Raw genomic sequence first — 19,387 nt, forward strand, 5'->3', positions numbered from 1 at the left:
AACCCTGCCCTGCGCGGCCCGGACCCTGTCCGCGCCTCGGTTGAAATTCTCGTCCGGATTGCGCTCGCGGATCAGGTCCCTCGGGGGACTTCTTTGCGCCGCCCGGCAGCGCCGCGATGTGACCCGTATGCCTCCTGGTTGCCTCTCAAGCCTTGTTCTTGTTGTAGACGTCGAAGACGACGGCGCCGAGCAGCACCAGGCCTTTGACCACCTGCTGCCAATCGACATTGACGCCCATGATCGACATGCCGTTGTTCATGACGCCCATGATGAAGCCGCCGACCACCGCGCCGATCACCTGGCCGACGCCGCCCATCGCCGAAGCGCCACCAATGAACACCGCGGCGATGACGTCGAGCTCGCTGCCGAGGCCGGCCGCCGGCACAGCCTGCCCCAGGCGCGCTGCGATAATCAGGCCGCCGAGTGCCGACAGCACGCCCATATTGATGAACACCATCAACGTCAGCCGTTCGGTCTTGATGCCCGATAGCTGGGCTGCCTTGGCATTGCCGCCCATCGCATAGATGCGACGGCCGATCGTCATGCGTTTGGTAACGAAGACGAACAACGCGATCAGCACGCCCATCACCATGAGAACGATGGGGAGGCCCCTATAGGTGGCGAATTGGTAGACGAGAAACAGCGCCAGCGCGCTGATCACCAGGGTCTTGACGACGAACAGCGAGAAGGGCTCGGCTTCGTAGCCATGCTTTTCGCGGGTGCGCCGTGCCCTGAGCCCGAAATAGGCATAGGCGAGCACGGCGACGAGGCCGATCACGATCGTCGTCAGGTGCAGCGTCAGGCCGCTGCCGACAATGGTTTTGCCGGCGGCGTTCACGGTTGGCGGTATCAGCGTCAATGGGCCGATCAGGTCCGGAATGAAGCCGGAACTGAGCGCCTTGAAGCCCACGGGAAGCGGCCCTACGGAAGACCCGCCACCCAGCAGCGCCTGGCAGATGCCGCGGAAGATCAGCATGCCCGCCAGCGTGACGATAAAGCTCGGTATTCGGTGATAGGCAATCCAGTAGCCTTGTGCCGCGCCGATCGCACCACCGACGATCAGGCAGATGATCGACACCACCAGCGGATTGCTCAATGGGCCAAGCGGCCAGATGACCATCATCATCGCCGCCAGTGCGCCGATGAAGCCGGCGACGGAGCCGACGCTGAGATCGATGTGACCCGAAACGATCACCAGAAGCATGCCCAGCGCCATCACGATGATGAAGCTGTTCTGCTGCACGAGATTGCTGAGGTTCACCGGCTTGAACAGCGTTCCGGACGTGGTGAACTGGAAGAACACCATGATTGCGATCAACGCCAGCACCAACCCGTATTCGCGCAGGTTGGTGACCAGCGCCGAGACGGCAATGCGAGGTCCCTGTTGTAGATCCTGGGCAACGCCGGTCTGCGGCCCGGGAGCGCTTTCGGTGCTCATGATGCTTTTCCTTCTCCGCGGACGATGGCGCGCATTATCTTTTCCTGGCTGGCGTCGCTTGCCGCCATTTCGCCGACGATGCGTCCTTCGTTCATTACGTAGATGCGGTCGGTGATGCCGAGCAGTTCGGGCATTTCCGACGAGATGACGATGATTGCCTTACCCTCGGAGGCGAGACGCGCGATGATCGTATAGATTTCATACTTGGCGCCGACGTCGATACCGCGTGTCGGCTCGTCGAGGATCAGCACTTCCGGATTGGCGAACAGCCATTTCGACAGCACCACCTTCTGCTGATTGCCGCCAGAAAGGTTGCCGGTCATCTGGTAGACGCTCGAGGCGCGGATATTGGTCCTGCCGCGATAATCGTTGGCGACCGAAAGCTCGCGCAAATCGTCGATCACGCCGTGGCGCGACACGCCGGGCAGGTTGGCCAGCGTGATGTTGTGCTTGATGTGGTCGATCAAGTTGAGACCGTAGGTCTTGCGGTCCTCGGTAACGTAGGCGATGCCGTGTTCCACCGCCTTGCTCACCGAAGAGACGTCGATCGGCTTGCCGTTGAGGAACACCTCGCCGGTGATGCGACGGCCATAGGACCGGCCGAACAGGCTCATGGCAAACTCGGTCCGGCCGGCGCCCATGAGCCCGGCAATGCCGACCACTTCGCCCTTGCGGGCGTTGAGGTTGATACCCTTGATGACCTGCCGCTCGGCATGGATGGGGTGGTAGACCGACCAGTTTTTCACTTCGAGAACGGTCTCGCCGATCCTCGGCTCGCGCGGCGGATAGCGGTCGTCGAGCGAACGGCCGACCATCGAGGTAATGATGCGGTCCTCCGAGATGTCCTTCTTGGCCAGCGTCTCGATGGTCCGCCCGTCACGGATGATGGTGACCTTGTCGGCGACCCGGTTCACCTCGTTGAGCTTGTGCGAGATCAGGATCGAAGTGATGCCTTGCCGCTTGAATTCGAGCAGCAGATCGAGCAGCGCCTGGCTGTCCTTTTCGGACAGGCTCGCGGTCGGCTCGTCGAGAATGAGCAACTTCACTTCCTTGCTGAGCGCCTTGGCGATCTCGACCAGCTGCTGCTTGCCGACGCCGATATTGGTGATCAGCGTGTTGGGGTCCTCCTTGAGGCCGACCTTCTTGAGCAGGGCGCTGGTGCGCGCCTCATTGGCATTCCAGTCGATGACGCCGTATCTGGCGTGCTCGTTGCCGAGAAAGATGTTTTCGGCGATCGATAGCATCGGCACCAGCGCAAGCTCCTGGTGGATGATGACGATGCCCTTGCGCTCGCTGTCATGGATGCCTTTGAAATGGCACTCATCGCCGCGATAGATGATCTGGCCGTCATAGGTGCCGGACGGATACACACCCGACAGCACCTTCATCAGCGTCGACTTGCCGGCGCCGTTCTCGCCGACCACGGCATGGATCTCGCCTTCCTCGACCATGAGCTTGACGTTCGACAGCGCCTTGACGCCGGGAAACGTCTTGGTGATGTCGCGCATCTCCAAAATCGTCGATGCCATTGAGAATACCACTCCTGCGAGGTCCGCAAACAATACCGGGCTGGCTCGCCAACGAAAAGGGGCCCTGCCTGCGCAGGACCCCAGGCTTTGTAACCGCGATTACTTCAGCTCTTCGGCCTTGATGTAGCCGGAGTCGACCACCAGGGCCTGATAGTTCGACTTGTCGACGTCGTGCGGTGTCAACAGGATCGAGGGAACGACCTTGACGTCGTTGTTGTAGGTCGTGGTGTCGAGGCCTTCCGGCTTGCCGCCCGAGAGCACCTTGTCGACGAGTTCGACCGTCGCCTTGGCGAGTTCGCGGGTGTCCTTGAACACGGTCGAATACTGTTCGCCGGCGATGATCGCCTTGACCGAAGCGGTCTCGGCGTCCTGTCCGGTGACGATCGGCCATGGCTGATCGGCGGTGCCGTAGCCTACGGCGCGCAGCGAAGCGATGATGCCGCGCGACAGGCCGTCATAGGGCGAGAGCACGCCATCGACGCGGCTGCCGTCCGAGTAGTTGGCGGAGAGCAGATTGTCCATGCGGGCCTGGGCGGTTGCCGCCAGCCAACGCAGCGTGCCGACCTTGTCCATGCCCATCTGGCCGGACTTCACGACGAGGGTCTTGTCGTCGATCAGCGGCTGAAGAACCGACATGGCGCCGTTATAGAAGAAGAACGCATTGTTGTCGTCCGGCGAACCGCCGAACAGCTCGATGTTGAACGGGCCCTTCTTCTCGGGATAACCGAGACCCTTGAGCAGCGATTTGGCCTGGATGACGCCGACGCCGAAATTGTCGAAGGTGGTGTAGTAGTCGACATTTGGCGTCTTCTTGATCAGGCGGTCGTAAGCGACGACGACAACGCCGGCGTCATTCGCCTTCTGCAACGCATCGCCCATCGTGGTGCCGTCGATCGAAGCGATGATCAGCGCCTTCGGGCCCTTGGTGATTTCGTTTTCCAGCTGGCTGAGCTGGTTCGGAATGTCGTCCTGCGCGTACTGCAGGTCGACAGTGTAGCCCAGAGCCTCGAGCTGGGACTTGACGGCGTCGCCGTCGTTGATCCAGCGCTGCGAGGTCTTGGTGGGCATCAGCACGCCGATCAGGCCTTCGCCCGCCTGCGCCGGCAGCGTCATGGCCGCGATGCCTAGGGCCGCAACGGCGGCCAGTGTCTTGACAATCTTCACATTAACTCTCCCTGGTTGATGGACGCGTACCCTTGGGTTTCGTGGGCCGCGCAATCGTGCAGGAGCGCCAAACGCGCCGCTGCCGTCAATCGATCTCCGGTATCCTCCCAATCGGCCCCGAGACTCTGGTTTCAATCGATACGAGTTTTCCCTCGTCACCGACCGTCAAGCCTCAGGACGCGCGAAGGGTGTGTCGCTTTGCCATAACTGTCAAATGCGATCTTTGATGGTTGCTATATCGAGACTGATATGGCTTAGGCTAGTGACGACGCTGCCGGATTTTGCCGGGGCGCCGGGCGTAAGAGTAGGGAAGAATCATGGCGGCGCTGCGAAATCCTGATGGAATATCAGCCAGTTACGATGAAATTCCGGGTGATGGCGGAACCTTGCTGCGCAGCGGCTTGAGCCTGCGTCACATGCGCATGATCGCAGCCCTCGACGAGCACGGCCGGGTGAGCGCCGCGGCCCAGGTAATGAACATCTCGCAGCCGGCGGCCTCGCGCATGATCGCCGAGATGGAGGCCGTGCTCGACGTCAAGCTCTGCGAAAGGCTGCCGCGCGGCATCACGCTGACACCCTATGGCAAGGCGTTGGCACGGCGCGCGCGATCGATCCTGCTCGAGATGCGCGAGGTCGACCGCGAGATTTTCGAGCTCAAGGCGGGCAAAGGCGGCTCGGTGTTCCTGGGCGCGGTGACAGCACCGGCGATCGAGCTGGCGGTGCCGGCGATCCGCGAAATCCGGCGCCTTTATCCGCGCATCGAAATCACCATGCAGGTCGAGACCTCGAACGTCCTGGCGCGCGAGCTGATCGCCTCGCGCCACGATTTCATCATCGCCCGCATCCCCGACGACCTCAATCCGCGGCTGTTCGAAGCGCGCGTCATCGGCGTCGAGAAAGCCTGCCTGATCGTGCGCCGCGGCCACCCGCTGACCAAGGGCAAGGCGGTGCGGCTGGAAGACACCGCCGCCTATGACTGGGTTTTCCAGTCGGGCGGCTCGCCGCTGCGCCAGGCGATGGAGAGTAACTTCCTGAACCGAAACATCGCGCTGCCGGACCGCATCCTCAACACCAGCTCGCTGCTATTGACTCTGGTCATGGTCGCGCAATCCGACGCCATCGCGCCGGTGTCGATCCAGGTCGCGAAGTTCATCCAGAACCCCGAAGGCCTGGCCGGCGCTATCGATGTCGTCCAGACTGAATTCGACATCGAGGTCAGGCCCTACAGCCTGATCACGGTGAAGAACCGCGCGCTGTCACCGGCAGCCAAGATGCTGCACGATTTTATTTTGCGAGAGGTGGGCTGAGGGTTGGAGCGGGTAGCGGGCGCATCCCGTGGCCGGCCAGACGACCGGACAGGCCCGCCAGCAGCGGCGCCGATGCACGTCGGCCACTACTGCCTGATGCTCAAAAAAGCCCGCCAGCAGAAGCCAGCGGGCAAAGGGTAGACTTTCCGGTTGGGGTCATTCGAGGCCCCGCCGACCCTCAATGTGAGATATTCCACAAACTGGCACATCGGCCAAACAGATGAAAGACGGCCAGCCGGGCTGTAAAACTGCCTATAAATCCGCTGGTTTTCAGCTTGGCCAGAACAAGTGCAATGCACCGGGGGCAAAAGCTGGAGCGGGTAGCGGGAATCGAACCCGCGCGTTCAGCTTGGGAAGCTGACAAGCTACCATTACATCATACCCGCGCTGGTTCCTCCGATATCATGGCCCGGCGCCGATGCGCAATCCGGTTTGAGGGCTCGGCTTGATGCAGGGCTATCAACTGCGTATTTCTAGGCATGTGCCCGAATCGCGGCACCCGACTGTGGAGACAGGCTTGTCCGCACTGAACCGCTTTCTCGGCGATACGCCGCTCCGGGTGATCCTGAAGCTGCTTGTGGTGTCGTTCCTCGTCGGGCTGGTCATGAATGCCTTCGGCTGGTCGCCGATGGATGTGCTTTATGGCATTCGCAAATTCTTCATCGACCTGTGGAATTTGGGCTTCCACGCCATCGACCGCTTTCTCGGCTACATCCTGCTCGGTGCCGCGATCGTCGTGCCGGCCTTCATCCTGCTCAGGATCGCTAACTACCGGAAGTGAATTTTCAGGCGTAGCCCGCCGCCACCTCGAACAGGATGGCGTGCCGTGCAGCAAGTGCTGCGACATCCGTCGAATAGCCTCCGCCGATAACGCCGCATACCGGTATGCCAAGCGTGCGGAAATGGCGGATCACCATATCGTCGCGGGCGCGCAGCCCGTCATCCGTGAGCGACAACCTGCCGAGCCGGTCCTCGACATGGACATCGACGCCGGCATTGTAGAAGACGAGGTCCCAGCGCCTTCGCGCCGACAGCTCCGGCAGGATGGCGTCCAGCAGCTCCAGATAGGCTGCATCGCCGGCGCCGTCGGGCAGGGCGACATCGAGATCGGAGGCGATCTTGCGCGCGGGGTAGTTGCGGTCGCCATGCATGGAGAAGGTAAACACGCGCGGCTCGTCGTTCAGGATATCCGCCGTGCCGTCGCCCTGATGCACGTCGAGGTCGACGACCAGGATGTTTTGGACAGCAGCTTCGGCGAGCAGCACCAGCGCGGCAACGGCTACGTCGTTGAAGGTGCAGAAGCCGGCGCCTTGCGCGCGCCGTGCATGATGGCTGCCGCCGGCGGTGTTGCAGGCGATGCCGTTCAGCAACGCCAGCCGCGCTGCCAGCACCGTGCCGGCCGTTGCGAGCTGCGCCCTCAGCGAAACCCGCGGTCCCACGGGAAAGCCGATCTCGCGCTCGATCGCCACCGGCACTTCGCAGTCAAGCACCTGGTCGACATAGTCGACCGCGTGGGCAAGCTTCAGCCATGATGGCCGCGCCGCCTCCGGCATGTTGAGCGCTTCGGGCTGCGCCAGGCCGCGTGCCCGCAAGGCATCCATCAGCAGCGGATATTTGCTCATCGGGAAGCGGTGGTTGACGGCGAAGCCGGCGTCGTAGTCGGGATGATGAACGATCTGCAAGGGCATGGGACGGGCGGTGCGCCAGAGGCGGGTTTCGGTTGACCATAGCGGGGTGGATGGTTGCGCGAGGTCCGCAAACTGGGGCACATCGGCTAGCCGATCAAGCCGCAACAGGAAGCAACACGCGTTTGGAGCAGGCTTTACCCACCGAAGTCCACGCCACCGAAGCCAGGGCCTTCGTCGTCACCAACCGCTTGGTGCTCGCCATCGCCGTGCCGATGACGCTTGCCTATCTGACGACGCCGTTGCTCGGAATTGTCGACACGGCGGTGGTTGGGCAGTTCGGCGACGCCGCCCTTCTCGGCGGCCTGGCGGCCGGCGCCCTGATCTTCGACGTCGTTTTCACGACCTTCAACTTCCTGCGCTCCGGCACCACCGGCCTCGTCGCCCAGGCCTTCGGGCGCGGCGATGCGCTGGAGGAGCAGGCGGTGTTCTGGCGCGCCGTGCTGATCGCGGTCGTCGCCGGCGTCGTGCTTGCCGCGCTTGCGCCGCTGGTCTCCACCGCCGGGCAATGGTTCATAGGCGCCGAACCACGCGTCAGCGCGGCGATGGACGTCTATATCCGCATCAGGATGCTCGCAGCACCGTTCTCGCTGATCAATTACGCCATCCTCGGTTACGTGCTTGGGCGCGGCGAGGGCGGGCTCGGGCTGATGCTGCAGTTGATACTGAACGGCATCAACATCGCCCTCTGCTTCCTGCTTGGCCTGGAGCTCGGCTGGGGCGTTGCCGGCGTTGCCTGGGCAACGGTCACCGGCGAATTCGTCGCCATGCTGCTTGGTCTCGCCATTGTCGGCCGGCGCTTTTGGGCGGCGCCCAAGCTGCCGCGCCGCCGCGTCCTCGATCTGCCGGCATTCCTGCGCATGATGTCGCTCAATCGCGATATCATGATCCGCTCCTTTTCGCTGCTCGCCGCCTTCGCGCTGTTCACGCGCCAAGGCGCGCAATTCGGCACTCTGACGCTGGCCGCCAACGCCGTGCTGATGAACCTCTTCCTGGTTGCCGGCTATTTCCTCGATGGTTTCGCCACCGCCGCCGAGCAGCTCGCCGGGCGCGCCATAGGCGCCCGTGCCGCCACGGCGTTTGACCAGGCGGTGCGGCTGACGCTGCTTTGGGGGCTCGGGCTGGCGGGCGCGGCGACGCTCTTCTTCCTGCTGGAGGGCACCGATCTCGTCGCCCTGATCACGACCGCGACGGACGTCCGCGCCATTGCCGACATCTACTTGCCCTGGGCGGCGTTCACCGCGCTCAGCGGCGCGCTGGCTTTCCAGATGGACGGGGTTTTCATCGGCGCGACGTGGTCGCGCGACATGCGCAACATGATGCTGTTGTCGTTCCTGGCGTTCAGTGCCGCGCTGCTGATCCTGGCGCCGGCCTTCGGCAATCACGGCTTGTGGGCGGCGTTGCATGTCTTCCTGCTTGTACGCGGCTTCAGCCTGCTCGCCATATTGCGGCTGCGGGTGCGCGCGGTCTTTGGCTGATCGCTAAAACGGTTTCGCCGCCCATTGATCGAGGCGGCTGTCGCGAAGCTCGCGCAGCGACTTCAGCCGTTGACTGTCCATGAAACGGACCATGCCGGAAAGAATACGCCCCGGCAGCGCAGGCCCGGCATAGATCATGCCGGTGTAGAGCTGCACGAGGTCGGCGCCGGCACGGATCTTTTCCAGCGCCGTCTCGGTGGAATCGACGCCGCCGACGCCGATGATGGTGGGATCCGGGCCAAGCAGTTTTCGCATCTTAGCCAGCATGATCGTCGAGCGTTCGAACAAGGGTTTCCCCGAAAGCCCGCCGGTCTCGCCGGCAAAGCCGGCGCTGCTCAGGCCGGCTCGCGCGATCGTTGTGTTGGAGACGATGACGCCGTCCATTTGCTTATCGCTGATCTCGGCGGCGATGTCCTCAAGCTCGGCCTCGACCAGATCCGGCGCGATCTTGAGGAACACGGGCGGTTTTGCCGGTGCCGCCGCACGCGCGGCCATGACCCGCGACAGGAGGTCGCCAAGCTGTTCGCGTGCCTGCATGTTGCGCAGGCCCGGCGTGTTCGGCGAGGAGATGTTGATTGCCAGATAACTGGCATATCGCGCGAACCGGACCACGCCGCGTTCATAGTCACTGACGCGGTCGGTGCTGTCCTTGTTGGCGCCGATGTTGACGCCGACGATGCCGGCACGGCCCATGCGGGCGGCAAGGCGCTTTTCCGCGGCGTCGTGGCCCTCATTGTTGAAGCCCAGCCGGTTGATCACCGCCCCGTCCGAAGGCAGCCGGAAAATGCGCGGCTTCGGATTGCCGGTCTGCGGCAGCGGTGTGATCGTGCCGACCTCGGCGAAGCCGAAGCCGAGGCCGAGCAGCGCGTCCGGCACTTCGGCATTCTTGTCGTAACCCGCGGCCATGCCGAGCGGGTTCGGGAAATCGAGTCCGCAAAGGCTGACCTTTAGCCTGTTGTCCTGCGGCGGACGACGGGCGACCGGCAGCCCGCATCTCAGCGCGGCAATCGACAGCCCATGCGCGGTTTCCGGATCGAGCGTGAACAGCAGTTTCTGGCCGATCCGGTCGAACGCGCTCATTCGGCCTCCAGCGCCGGGAATTCATGCCGGCCGTCAGCGCCGAGCGGCAATGCCTGCACCGAAACGACCGCATCGAGGCCGAGCCCGCCATAGAGATGCGGGAACAGGGCGCCGCCGCGCGAGACCTCATATTTCAGCGCATCGCCGAGGCGCGCGCTATCGACGGCGACCAGCAGCAACCGGCTTTGGCCGGCGAAATGTTTGGCCGCCGTTTCCCGAACCTGCCCGGCGGTGGAAAAATGGATGAAGCCGTCGGCGACGTCGATCGGCGCGCCGGTGAAGCCGCCTTCTCTTTCAGCCTCGCGCCACAACACCTCGGGAACTATCTTGTAGATGATCTCGGACATCGTTGCGCTATAGTCCGAACCGACCACGCGGGGAAGGGCAGGCCCGTGTTCTTCCCCATTTCAGGTTCGTCCCCATTTCAGGCGCAAACTGTGATAGATTGCGCTGACTGGCTCATGGAGGAAAACATGCGTCTGAAACACGTCTTGATCCCCGCAGCACTGGTGTCGCTTGTCGCGGCGTCGGCCTTTTCCGAGGAAGCCGATCGCTACCGGTTGGAGAAATCGGCCAATGGCTATGTCCGCATGGATACACAAACCGGCGCCATGTCGCTCTGCGAGGAACGCTCCGGCCAGCTCGTCTGCAAGACGGCGGCCGACGAACGTGCCGCCCTCCAGGATGAGGTCGACCGGCTGCAAAATTCGGTGAAGGCGCTCGACGAACGCGTCGCCAAGCTCGAAAATTCGCTTGCCGCGCGTTTCGAATCGACTTTGCCCAGCGAGGAGGATTTCAACAAGACGATGGGCTACATGGAGCGCTTCCTGCGCAGCTTCATGGATATTGTCAAGGACATGGACAAGGACGAAGACGGCGCCAAGCTCAATTCGCAAAAGACCTGAGGACCTGGAATCGCCTACGGCATGCCGCTCGAAACAGCTGGCGCCGCCGCATAAGTTCAGGTCCCGTAAGGCGGAAATCGCCTATGGGATTCGGGGAGGAATACCACTGTTGGGCTATACATTCGTCATTGCCGACGATCACCCGCTTTTTCGCGGTGCATTGAGGGAGGCACTCGCGGGCATCGGAGATGTTGCCGCCATTCACGAGGCTGGCGATTTCGAAAGCGCCAAGGCGCTGGTCCTGGCCAATGAGGATGTCGATCTGGTGCTGCTCGATCTCTCGATGCCGGGGGCAAGCGGTCTTTCCGGCCTGATTTCGTTGCGCGGCATCCATCCGGCGGTGCCGATGATGGTGGTCTCGGCGCATGACGATCCGGTGACGATCCGGCGCTCGCTCGATCTCGGCGCCTCCGGCTTCATCTCCAAATCGGCCAGCATGGAGGAGATCCGCAATGCGGTGCAGTCGGTGCTCGCAGGTGATATCGCGGCACCCGCCGGGGTCGATCTCGGTGTCGAGCGCGATCCCGAGATTTCCGACCTGATCAAGCGCCTGCAAGCGCTGACTCCGCAGCAGACGCGCGTGCTCGGCATGCTGGCTGAGGGACTGCTCAACAAGCAGATCGCCTATGAGCTCGGGGTCTCCGAAGCGACGATCAAAGCGCATGTCTCGGCCATCCTGCAGAAGCTCGGCGTCGACAGCCGCACGCAGGCGGTGATCCTTTTGTCCAAAATCGGCAGCGACCCGCTGGAGGCGGCCGGCTGATTCCTATTCGGCCGCCGGCGCCAGCGGCCTGACCCTGGCCATCATCGAGCGCAGCATCGCCGGTTTCAGTGGTTTGCTGATCACCGGCACGTCGAGCCTGCCGGCAGCGGCGCGAACCTCGCTGGAGCGGTCGGCGGTGACCAGCACGGCCGGCAGGTCCTCGCCATGGATCGCACGCAACTGGGCGATCAATTCGAGGCCGGTCTTGTCGTCGAGATGATAGTCGGCAAGCACGATGTCCGGCCGATGCATGCCGGATCTCTCGAGATCCTCCGCGCCGGAAAGCGTGTCGACGCTGCAGCCCCAGCCCTCGAGCAGCAGCCGCATGCCGTCGAGGATGCGGGCGTCGTTGTCGATGCAGAGCACATGGAGCCCGGCAAGCGAGGCCGCGGCACGGGCAGGCGGCTTCGCCTCGGCCTCGCGCCGCGGTGCCTGCACGGCCACCACCGGCAGCAACACGGAAAAGCGTGTGCCCTTGCCTGGGTTGGAGAAGATCCGGATTTCGAGGCGCAGGACGCGGGCGATGCGGTCGACAATGGAGAGCCCAAGGCCGAGGCCTTCCGCCTCGCGTGCGCCCTCGTCCAGCCGGGTGAATTCGCGAAACACGGTGTTCAGCTGGTCGCCGGCAATGCCGATGCCGGTGTCGATAACCTGGATCTCTGCCAGTTCGCCGCGCCGCCGCGCGCCGACCAGGATGCGGCCACGGCGCGTATACTTGATGGCGTTGGAAACCAGGTTCTGGATCAGCCGGCGCAGCAGATTGCGGTCCGTCATGACGCTGAGCGACGACGGCATGATCGAGAGTTCGAGCTTCTTTTCGGCGGCAAGCGGCCGGAAGTCGTTGCCGATCTGGCGCAGCAGCCCGTCGAGGCCGAAGCTCGTATCGTCCGGCTTCATCGCGCCGGCATCGAGGCGCGAAATGTCGAGCACCGCGCCGAGGATGGTCTCGACCGATTCCAGCGACGATTCGATGTTCATCGCCGCCTTGCCGGCAGGTCCCTTGCCGGTCTTCTCGATCAGCGACGAGCAATAGAGGCGGGCGGCGTTCAGCGGCTGCAGGATGTCGTGGCCGGCGGCAGCGAGGAAGCGGGTCTTGCCGAGATTGGCCTCCTCGGCCAGCATCTGCGCCTGAGCCAGCTCCTCATTGACGCGGGTGAGCTCGGCGGTGCGGCTCTTCACTCGCTGTTCCAGGGATTCGTTGGCGCGCTTCAGCGCCAGATCCTGCTCGACACGTCCGGAAATGTCGGCGTAGGTGGCGACGATGCCGCCGTCCGGCATCGGATTGGAGCGCAATTCCAGGATGCGCCCGCTTGTCTTCAGCTCCATCTGCCATGGACTGACGAAGCTGGTCAGGCGGTTGAGCATGGTGACGCGCTGGTCTGCCGGTATGTCACCGCGCTCGGCAAGGTGGCGCAGGATACGATCGAGTGAGACGCCGACCTGGCCCATCTCGTCGGGCAGGTCGAACAGCGCCCGGTACTGGCGGTTCCAGCAAATCAACCGGAAATCGCGGTCGAAGACAGTGATGCCCTGTTCCATCTGGTCGAGTGCGATCTGCAGCAGATCGCGATTGTGCTGCAGCGCCTCGGTGGCATCGTCGAGCAGGCGGAAGGCGTCCTTGGATTCGCGGTCGTTGCGGCGCAGCAGCAGCGACAGGATCAGCCGCGCCGAGGATGAGCCGACGGCACTGGCCAGAAGCTGCTCGGAGAAGCGGATGACATCCATGCTGGCCTGTTCGTTGCCGAGCAGTGAAGTGCCGCTGCTCTTTTCGAACGACTGAAAGGACCGCTCGGTCCGTTCGACACCGAGATAGCGCGCGATCGTGTCCTTGAGGTCGTTGACGGTAATGGTGGTGCGGAAGCGGCGCAGGCTGGGCAGCGGACCCGCTTCGCGCGGCACGAAGATCGACGCCTGGATGCGTTCCAGCGGCACAGAGGCGCGCGACAGCGAGCCGAACACAAAAAAGAGCGTGTTGATCGATAGGCTCCACAGCACGCCATGGTTCAGCGGCTCGGCGACGGTGCCGAAAAGAGCCTGCGGCCGCAATGCATCGAAGCCGAACAGGCCGTGGACGAGGATGCCGGTATCGGGCGCGACGAGCGAGGGAAGCAGCAGCGTATAGCTCCAGACGACGATGCCGGCGACCATGCCAAGCGCCGCACCCCGGCCGTTGGCGCCGCGCCAGACCAGGCCGCCGATCATTGCCGGCGCGAACTGTGCGATCGCGGCGAACGACATCAGGCCGATCGAGGACAGCCGCGCGCTGTTGGTGCTCTCGCGGTAGTAGAGAAAGGCGATGAACAGCATGATGAAGATCGCCGCCCGCCGTACATTGAGGATGAGCGTCGACCAGTCCTCGTTCTCGGATGTCGTGGTCCGCAGAAGCCGGCGCACGAACAGCGGAATGACCAGGTCGTTGGAGATCATGATCGACAGCGCGACGCTTTCGACGATCACCATTGCGGTCGCCGCCGACAGCCCGCCGATGAAGGCGGCCATGGCCAGCACGTCGTGGCCGCTGAACAGCGGCAGCGACAGCACGTAAAGGTCGCTGCTGGTCCTGGGGCCGACCAGTTCCAGGCCGGCCAATGCGATCGGCAGCACGAACAGGTTGATTGCCACCAGATAGAGCGGAAACACCCATGTCGCGGTGCGCAGCTCGGCCTCGCTGCGGTTTTCGACGATGGTGACGTAGAACTGGCGCGGCAGCATGAGGATGGCAAAGCCGCTCAGGCATGTCAGCACCAGCCAGGTAGCGAGCGAGGTGTTGTAGCCCATCGCCTTGCGCACCTGCGTGTTTTCGGCGAGCTGGTCGAACATATCGCCTGGCCCGCCGAAGATCAGGAACGTGACCATCAGGCCGATCGCCAGGAAGGCGGCGAGCTTGACCACGGTCTCGACCGCCACAGCCAGCACCAGCCCGTCCTGGTGCTCGGTGGCATCGGCATGGCGCGTGCCGAACAGCACCGCAAACAGCGCCAGCAGCATGGCCACGACCAGCGAGATGTCACTGACGAACGGATCGAACGACGGCGGCGAGCCGGTATAGTGCTCGACCATCAGGCTGACCGAGCCGGAGATTGCCTTCAATTGCAGCGCGATATACGGCACGGCGCCGATGGTCGCGATCAGCGTGGCGATCGCCGCGACAGCGAAGCTCTTGCCGTAGCGGGCACCGAGAAAGTCGGCGATCGAGGTGATCTTCTCGGTCTTGGCCAGCCTGACGATGCGCTGCAGCAGCGGAAAGCCGAACACGAACACCAGGACCGGTCCGATATAGATGCCGAGGAACTCCAGGCCGCGCTCGGAGGACAGGCCGACCGAGCCGAAGAAAGTCCAGGAGGTGCAGTAGATCGCGAGGCTGAGCGCATAGATGAACGGCCGGGCGCGGCCGGGCCCGGTTGAAGTCGAGCGGCGGTCGCCCAGGCTGGCGATGACGAACAGCAACGTCACATAGGCGATCGCGATGATGACGATGAACCAGCCTTGCACGGCTCGAACTTCCTCCCTGCGCCGGCTTTTTCATCCGGCCTTCCAGACGCAATCACAGCTTGGCGACCGAGTCCATCGCGGCTTTCGGCGTATTATATCGGCTGCGTCGGGCAATCGTGACCGGCTGAAACCAGCTTTTGCTCCTGTTGCAACCGCAGGTTTTTGCTATTCTGCCTGCCGGTCGATGCCGGAGGAGCGGCAGAACGGCCGGTCAAGACAAGGAGGCGTCGAATGCTGAAAGAGTTTCAGGAATTCATTTCCAGGGGCAATGTGATGGACCTGGCCGTCGCCGTCATCATTGGCGCTGCCTTCGGCAAGATCGTCACCTCGCTGGTCGACGACATCATCATGCCGGTCATCGGGGCGATTTTGGGCGGATTGGACTTCAACAACTACTTTCTGCCCTTGTCCTCGGCCGTTAACGCCACATCGCTGGCTGAGGCAAAGAAACAGGGCGCGGTCTTCGCCTATGGCAGCTTCATCACCGTGGCGCTGAACTTCCTTATCCTCGCCTTCATCATCTTCCTGATGGTCAAAGCGGTGAACAATCTGCGCCAGCGGCTGGAGCGCGAGAAACCGGCCGCCCCGGTTGCCCCGCCGCCGGCCGATGTCGCGCTGCTCACCGAAATTCGCGATCTCCTCGCCAGAAAGTAGCGCCTGCGGTAACTTTCTGGACCAAAACCCCGGTCGCTTGCGGCCGGGGTTTTCTGTTTTCGTCCGCCCTGAAACACGCTAGCAGTCGAGCAAACGAAAACGGACCCATCCATGACCCTGATCGATACTCTGCGCGCCGAAGCGCGGGCGGCGCCTGAAAGCGGCATTGTCGCCGTCATGAATCGCGGCCGCGGCCGCGACGGCATGATCCCGCTCTGGGCCGGCGAGGGCGACCTGCCGACGCCTGCCTTCATCACCGATGCCGCCGCCAAGGCGATGGCTGGCGGCGAAACCTTCTACACCTGGCAGAGGGGCATTCCTGAACTCAGGCAGGCGCTCGCCCGCTACTACACCAGGCATTTCGGCAAGACTTTCGCCAACGAGGAATTCATCGTCACCGGCTCCGGCATGCATGCCATCCAGATGGCCATCGATGCGGTGGCCGGCAAGGGCGACGAACTCGTCTACCTGTCGCCGGCATGGCCGAACTTCGCCGCCGCCGCCGGCATCGCGGGCGCCGTTCCAGTCGCGGTCACGCTCGATCAGTCGGGCAATGGCTGGTCTTGCGATGTCGACAAGATCGCAGCGGCGATCACGCCACGGACCAAGGCGCTGTTCGTCAACACGCCGTCCAACCCGACCGGCTGGACCGCCGACAAGGAGACGCTGCAGGCGATCCTCGATCTCGCCCGCGAAAGGGGCCTGTGGATCATCGCCGACGAGATCTACTCGCTGTTTCATTACGGCCATGGCCGCGCGCCGTCCTTCATCGACATCATGGCCGATGAGGATCGCATCCTGTTCGTCAATTCCTTTTCCAAGAACTGGGCGATGACCGGCTGGCGCATCGGCTGGATCAAGATCCATCCCGCCTTGCAGCAGGTGTTCGAGAACCTGGTCCAGTATTCGACTTCCGGCGTTGCGCAGTTCATGCAGCGCGGCGCCGTCGTCGCCCTCGACGAAGGCGACGCCTTCATCGTCGAGCAGGTGGAGCGGGCGAGGGCGGCGCGCGACCTGGTCTGCGGCATTCTCGCTACCACCGGCAGGGCGCGGTTCACAGTGCCGCAGGGCGCATTCTATTTGTTCTTTGCGGTCGACGGCATCACCGATTCCCGCGCTGCCGCCTTCGACATGGTCGACCGCGCCAATGTCGGCCTGGCGCCCGGCACCGCCTTCGGCCCCGGCGGCGAAGCCTTCCTCAGGCTGTGCTTCCACCGCCGCCTCGACCAGCTCGAGGAAGCGGCAAATAGGCTGGCGAAATGGATGAAGACTGTCTGAGCGACTTCGCTCTGACGACCAAATGGTTCTCGGCGTAGAGTTTTAAACGACCTTCAGCCGCCCGACTTCGGCACCAGCAGCGGAATGACGCGATCGCTTTTGGCGACCGACGGTCGGCCGGCGGACCCGTACGGAATCCCCAACGCGTCCCATGTCTCGACCAGTGCGTCCTGCAGCGACGCGATCAGCGCGTCCGAATGGAACGGTGTCGGCGTGATGCGCAGCCGCTCGGTGCCGCGCGGCACTGTCGGGTAGTTGATCGGCTGGATGTAGATGCCGTGCACACCGAGCAGGCGGTCGGTGGCCATCTTGCAGAGCTCGGGATCGCCGACCAGAAGCGGCACGATGTGGGTAGGCGACTCCATCACCGGCAGGCCGGCCGCGGCCAGCACTTGCTTGGTCCGTGTCGCCTGACGCAGCTGCGCATCGCGCTCGGCCTGCGAGCGCTTGAGATGGCGGATCGAGGTGGTTGCCGCGGCAGCGATCGCCGGCGGCAACGCCGTGGTGAAGATGAAGCCCGGCGCATAGGAGCGCACCGCGTCGATCACCGCAGTGTTGCCGGCGATGTAGCCGCCAAGCGTGCCGAACGCCTTGGCCAGTGTGCCCTCGATGATGTCGATGCGGTCGGCCAGCCCTTCGCGCTCGGTGATGCCGCCGCCGCGCGGCCCGTACATGCCGACGGCGTGGACCTCGTCGATGTAGGTCATGGCGTTGTAACGCTCGGCGAGATCGACGATCTGCTTGATCGGCGCGATGTCGCCGTCCATCGAATAGACGCTCTCGAAGACAATCAGCTTGGCGCGCTCGCGGCCGGCCGTCTGCAGCAGGCTTTCGAGATGCGCGACGTCGTTATGACGGAAGATCTTCTTCTCGGCGCCTGAGCGCCGCACGCCCTCGATCATCGAAGCGTGGTTGAGCTCGTCCGAGATGATCAGGCAATTGGGAAGCAGCTTTGCAATGGTCGAGATCGACGCCTCGTTGGAAACGAAGCCGGAGGTGAAAACCAGTGCGGCTTCCTTGTCGTGCAGGTCGGCCAGCTCCAGTTCGAGCTCGACCAGCGGGTTGCTGGTGCCGGAGATGTTGCGGGTGCCGCCGGCCCCCGACCCCATCTTGCCTGCCGCCTTCTGGAACGCGGCAATGACGTCGGGATGCTGGCCCATGCCGAGATAGTCGTTGGAGCACCAGACGGTGATTTCCTCGGCGCGGCCATTGGCGCGCCAGATGGCGCGCGGGAATTTCCCGACAATACGCTCAAGGTCGGCGAAGACGCGGTAGCGACGCTCCGCATGGAGCTGGTCGATCGCTTCCTCGAAAAACCGCTGATAGTTCATGTCGCCTTCCCAGTTTTGTGCGGGATCATAGTCATTGGCCCATTCGTCGTCCACCTGGCCTTTTTGGTCAAAATGCCACGCCCCGAGCCTGTTCCTAACGACCACGGAACGTGGCCTATTCCCTTGATGTGGATCAATCTTGTTTCACGACAATGCCACGCGCCGATGAGACTGGTTACCGCAGGTTTTAATGGCCTGGCGGCGAGTTTTCCAGTACGGCGACGATTGAGACAGTTCCGATAAATCATGAATAGCGAGGATGCGGATGACGGTTTTGGTGACAGGCGGTGCCGGCTATATCGGTAGCCATATGGTCTGGGAATTGCTGGACACGGGCGACAACGTCGTCGTCCTCGACCGGCTTTCTACCGGCTTTGAATGGGCGGTGGCCCCGGAAGCAAAGCTCGTCGTCGGCGACGTCGCCGACAGGGAACTGGTCGCCTCGATCATTCGCGACAATAAGGTCGACGCGATCATCCATTTCGCCGGCTCGATCGTGGTCCCCGAATCGGTCGCCGACCCGCTTGCCTATTACGAGAACAATACCTGCAAGACGCGCACCTTGATCGAGACTGCGGTGCGCGAAGGCGTGCCCAATTTTATCTTTTCCTCGACCGCCGCCGTCTATGGCGGCGCCGGCCTGGAGCCGGTGCGCGAGGATGCCCGGCCTGCGCCGGAATCGCCCTATGGCCTGTCCAAGCTGATGAGCGAATGGATGCTGCGCGACGCGGCAATTGCCCATGGGTTGCGCTATACGGCGCTGCGCTATTTCAACGTCGCCGGCGCCGATCCGAAGGGCCGCACCGGCCAGTCGACGCCCGGTGCCACGCATCTGATCAAGGTCGCTTGCGAGACGGCGCTCGGCAAGCGCCCCTTCATGCAGGTGTTCGGCACCGACTATCCGACGCCGGACGGTACCTGCATGCGCGACTATATCCACGTCAGCGACCTGGCGGCGGCGCATCGGCTGGCGCTTCAGCGGCTGCGTGCCGGCGGATCGAGCCTGGTCGCCAATTGTGGTTACAGCCACGGCTATTCGGTGCTCGAGGTCATCGACAGCGTCCGCCGCGTCTTCGGCCATGATTTCGAGGTACGGATGGGCGATCGCCGCGCCGGCGACGCCGCCGCGGTCGTCGCCAATTCGGAGCTGGCGCGCGGCGAGCTCGGCTGGACCCCGCAGCGCGACAACCTCGACCGGATCGTTGCCGATGCGCTTGCCTGGGAGCGCATCCTGACCAGCAAGAATTCGGCTCTGGGGTGAAGTGGGCTCTCCGCAAAGGTTG

At 63.4% G+C, this 19,387-nt stretch carries 16 protein-coding genes and 1 tRNA gene; 8 read left to right on the top strand and 9 right to left on the bottom strand.

The window, feature by feature from the left end; translation table 11 throughout:
* Window positions 1-145: 145 nt before the first annotated feature.
* The 3 genes from mmsB to chvE form a co-directional block, all read right to left on the bottom strand.
* Window positions 146-1,438, bottom strand: a complete 1,293-nt coding sequence (mmsB, locus tag NKI25_RS05520; RefSeq protein WP_292659525.1) for a multiple monosaccharide ABC transporter permease — start codon at window positions 1,436-1,438, stop codon at window positions 146-148.
* Window positions 1,435-2,967: a multiple monosaccharide ABC transporter ATP-binding protein gene (mmsA, locus tag NKI25_RS05525; protein ID WP_352756040.1), complete on the bottom strand. Its 1,533-nt coding sequence runs from the start codon at window positions 2,965-2,967 to the stop codon at window positions 1,435-1,437. Before mmsA ends, mmsB begins: the two co-directional genes overlap by 4 nt.
* Window positions 2,968-3,066: 99 nt before the next feature.
* The gene (chvE, locus tag NKI25_RS05530) at window positions 3,067-4,131 is read right to left on the bottom strand and encodes a multiple monosaccharide ABC transporter substrate-binding protein (protein ID WP_023677360.1); all 1,065 of its coding nucleotides are present in this window, start codon (window positions 4,129-4,131) and stop codon (window positions 3,067-3,069) included.
* Between the two features lie 317 nt (window positions 4,132-4,448).
* Here chvE and NKI25_RS05535 point away from each other — a divergent pair, with 317 nt between their 5' ends.
* Window positions 4,449-5,438, top strand: a complete 990-nt coding sequence (locus NKI25_RS05535; RefSeq protein ID WP_352448650.1) for a LysR family transcriptional regulator — start codon at window positions 4,449-4,451, stop codon at window positions 5,436-5,438.
* 312 nt (window positions 5,439-5,750) lie between these two features.
* Here the strand turns inward: NKI25_RS05535 and NKI25_RS05540 are convergent.
* A tRNA-Gly gene (locus NKI25_RS05540) sits at window positions 5,751-5,824 on the bottom strand.
* Between the two features lie 131 nt (window positions 5,825-5,955).
* Here NKI25_RS05540 and NKI25_RS05545 point away from each other — a divergent pair.
* Window positions 5,956-6,219 carry a DUF6460 domain-containing protein gene (locus NKI25_RS05545; protein ID WP_023677362.1) on the top strand — a complete coding sequence of 88 codons (264 nt, stop codon included), beginning with the start codon at window positions 5,956-5,958 and terminating at the stop codon, window positions 6,217-6,219.
* 4 nt (window positions 6,220-6,223) lie between these two features.
* Here NKI25_RS05545 and NKI25_RS05550 read toward each other — a convergent pair whose 3' ends face one another.
* Window positions 6,224-7,126, bottom strand: a complete 903-nt coding sequence (locus tag NKI25_RS05550; protein ID WP_352826919.1) for a histone deacetylase family protein — start codon at window positions 7,124-7,126, stop codon at window positions 6,224-6,226.
* A 50-nt stretch (window positions 7,127-7,176) separates the two neighbouring features.
* Here NKI25_RS05550 and NKI25_RS05555 point away from each other — a divergent pair, with 50 nt between their 5' ends.
* Entirely contained in the window at window positions 7,177-8,601 is a 1,425-nt protein-coding gene (locus NKI25_RS05555; protein ID WP_352826948.1) for an MATE family efflux transporter, read from the top strand.
* Window positions 8,602-8,604: 3 nt separating this feature from the next.
* On the opposite strand, the gene NKI25_RS05560 is transcribed toward NKI25_RS05555, so the two are convergent.
* Window positions 8,605-9,681: a quinone-dependent dihydroorotate dehydrogenase gene (locus tag NKI25_RS05560; protein ID WP_352756042.1), complete on the bottom strand. Its 1,077-nt coding sequence runs from the start codon at window positions 9,679-9,681 to the stop codon at window positions 8,605-8,607.
* A complete protein-coding gene (locus tag NKI25_RS05565) occupies window positions 9,678-10,028 on the bottom strand; it encodes a DUF952 domain-containing protein (RefSeq protein WP_352576998.1) in 351 nt (116 codons plus the stop codon). Before NKI25_RS05565 ends, NKI25_RS05560 begins: the two co-directional genes overlap by 4 nt.
* Before the next feature lie 126 nt (window positions 10,029-10,154).
* On the opposite strand from NKI25_RS05565, the gene NKI25_RS05570 reads away from it, so the two are divergent.
* Together NKI25_RS05570 and NKI25_RS05575 are read left to right on the top strand one after the other, a co-directional pair.
* On the top strand, window positions 10,155-10,586 hold the full coding sequence (locus NKI25_RS05570) for a hypothetical protein (protein ID WP_352756043.1): 432 nt from the start codon (window positions 10,155-10,157) through the stop codon (window positions 10,584-10,586).
* A 109-nt stretch (window positions 10,587-10,695) separates the two neighbouring features.
* The gene (locus NKI25_RS05575; protein WP_502897330.1) at window positions 10,696-11,349 is read left to right on the top strand and encodes a response regulator; all 654 of its coding nucleotides are present in this window, start codon (window positions 10,696-10,698) and stop codon (window positions 11,347-11,349) included.
* A 3-nt stretch (window positions 11,350-11,352) separates the two neighbouring features.
* Here NKI25_RS05575 and NKI25_RS05580 read toward each other — a convergent pair whose 3' ends face one another.
* Window positions 11,353-14,841, bottom strand: coding sequence for a PAS domain-containing hybrid sensor histidine kinase/response regulator (locus NKI25_RS05580; RefSeq protein ID WP_352756044.1), 3,489 nt, complete (start codon window positions 14,839-14,841; stop codon window positions 11,353-11,355).
* A gap of 231 nt (window positions 14,842-15,072) precedes the next feature.
* Here NKI25_RS05580 and mscL point away from each other — a divergent pair, with 231 nt between their 5' ends.
* Both mscL and NKI25_RS05590 read left to right on the top strand, forming a co-directional pair.
* The gene (gene mscL, locus NKI25_RS05585; RefSeq protein WP_352488570.1) at window positions 15,073-15,495 is read left to right on the top strand and encodes a large conductance mechanosensitive channel protein MscL; all 423 of its coding nucleotides are present in this window, start codon (window positions 15,073-15,075) and stop codon (window positions 15,493-15,495) included.
* Between the two features lie 111 nt (window positions 15,496-15,606).
* Window positions 15,607-16,773, top strand: coding sequence for a pyridoxal phosphate-dependent aminotransferase (locus NKI25_RS05590; RefSeq protein WP_023677370.1), 1,167 nt, complete (start codon window positions 15,607-15,609; stop codon window positions 16,771-16,773).
* Between the two features lie 53 nt (window positions 16,774-16,826).
* Here the strand turns inward: NKI25_RS05590 and hemA are convergent, their stop codons facing one another.
* Window positions 16,827-18,104 (bottom strand): 5-aminolevulinate synthase, encoded by a 1,278-nt coding sequence (gene hemA, locus NKI25_RS05595; RefSeq protein ID WP_023677371.1) that lies wholly within the window; start codon window positions 18,102-18,104, stop codon window positions 16,827-16,829.
* Window positions 18,105-18,369: 265 nt separating this feature from the next.
* Here hemA and galE point away from each other — a divergent pair, with 265 nt between their 5' ends.
* Window positions 18,370-19,365: a UDP-glucose 4-epimerase GalE gene (gene galE, locus NKI25_RS05600; RefSeq protein WP_023677372.1), complete on the top strand. Its 996-nt coding sequence runs from the start codon at window positions 18,370-18,372 to the stop codon at window positions 19,363-19,365.
* The last annotated feature ends 22 nt before the right edge of the window (window positions 19,366-19,387 follow it).

Origin of the sequence: Mesorhizobium sp. M0808 (assembly GCF_040320025.1) — a bacterium.
Taxonomy (GTDB): Bacteria; Pseudomonadota; Alphaproteobacteria; order Rhizobiales; family Rhizobiaceae; genus Mesorhizobium.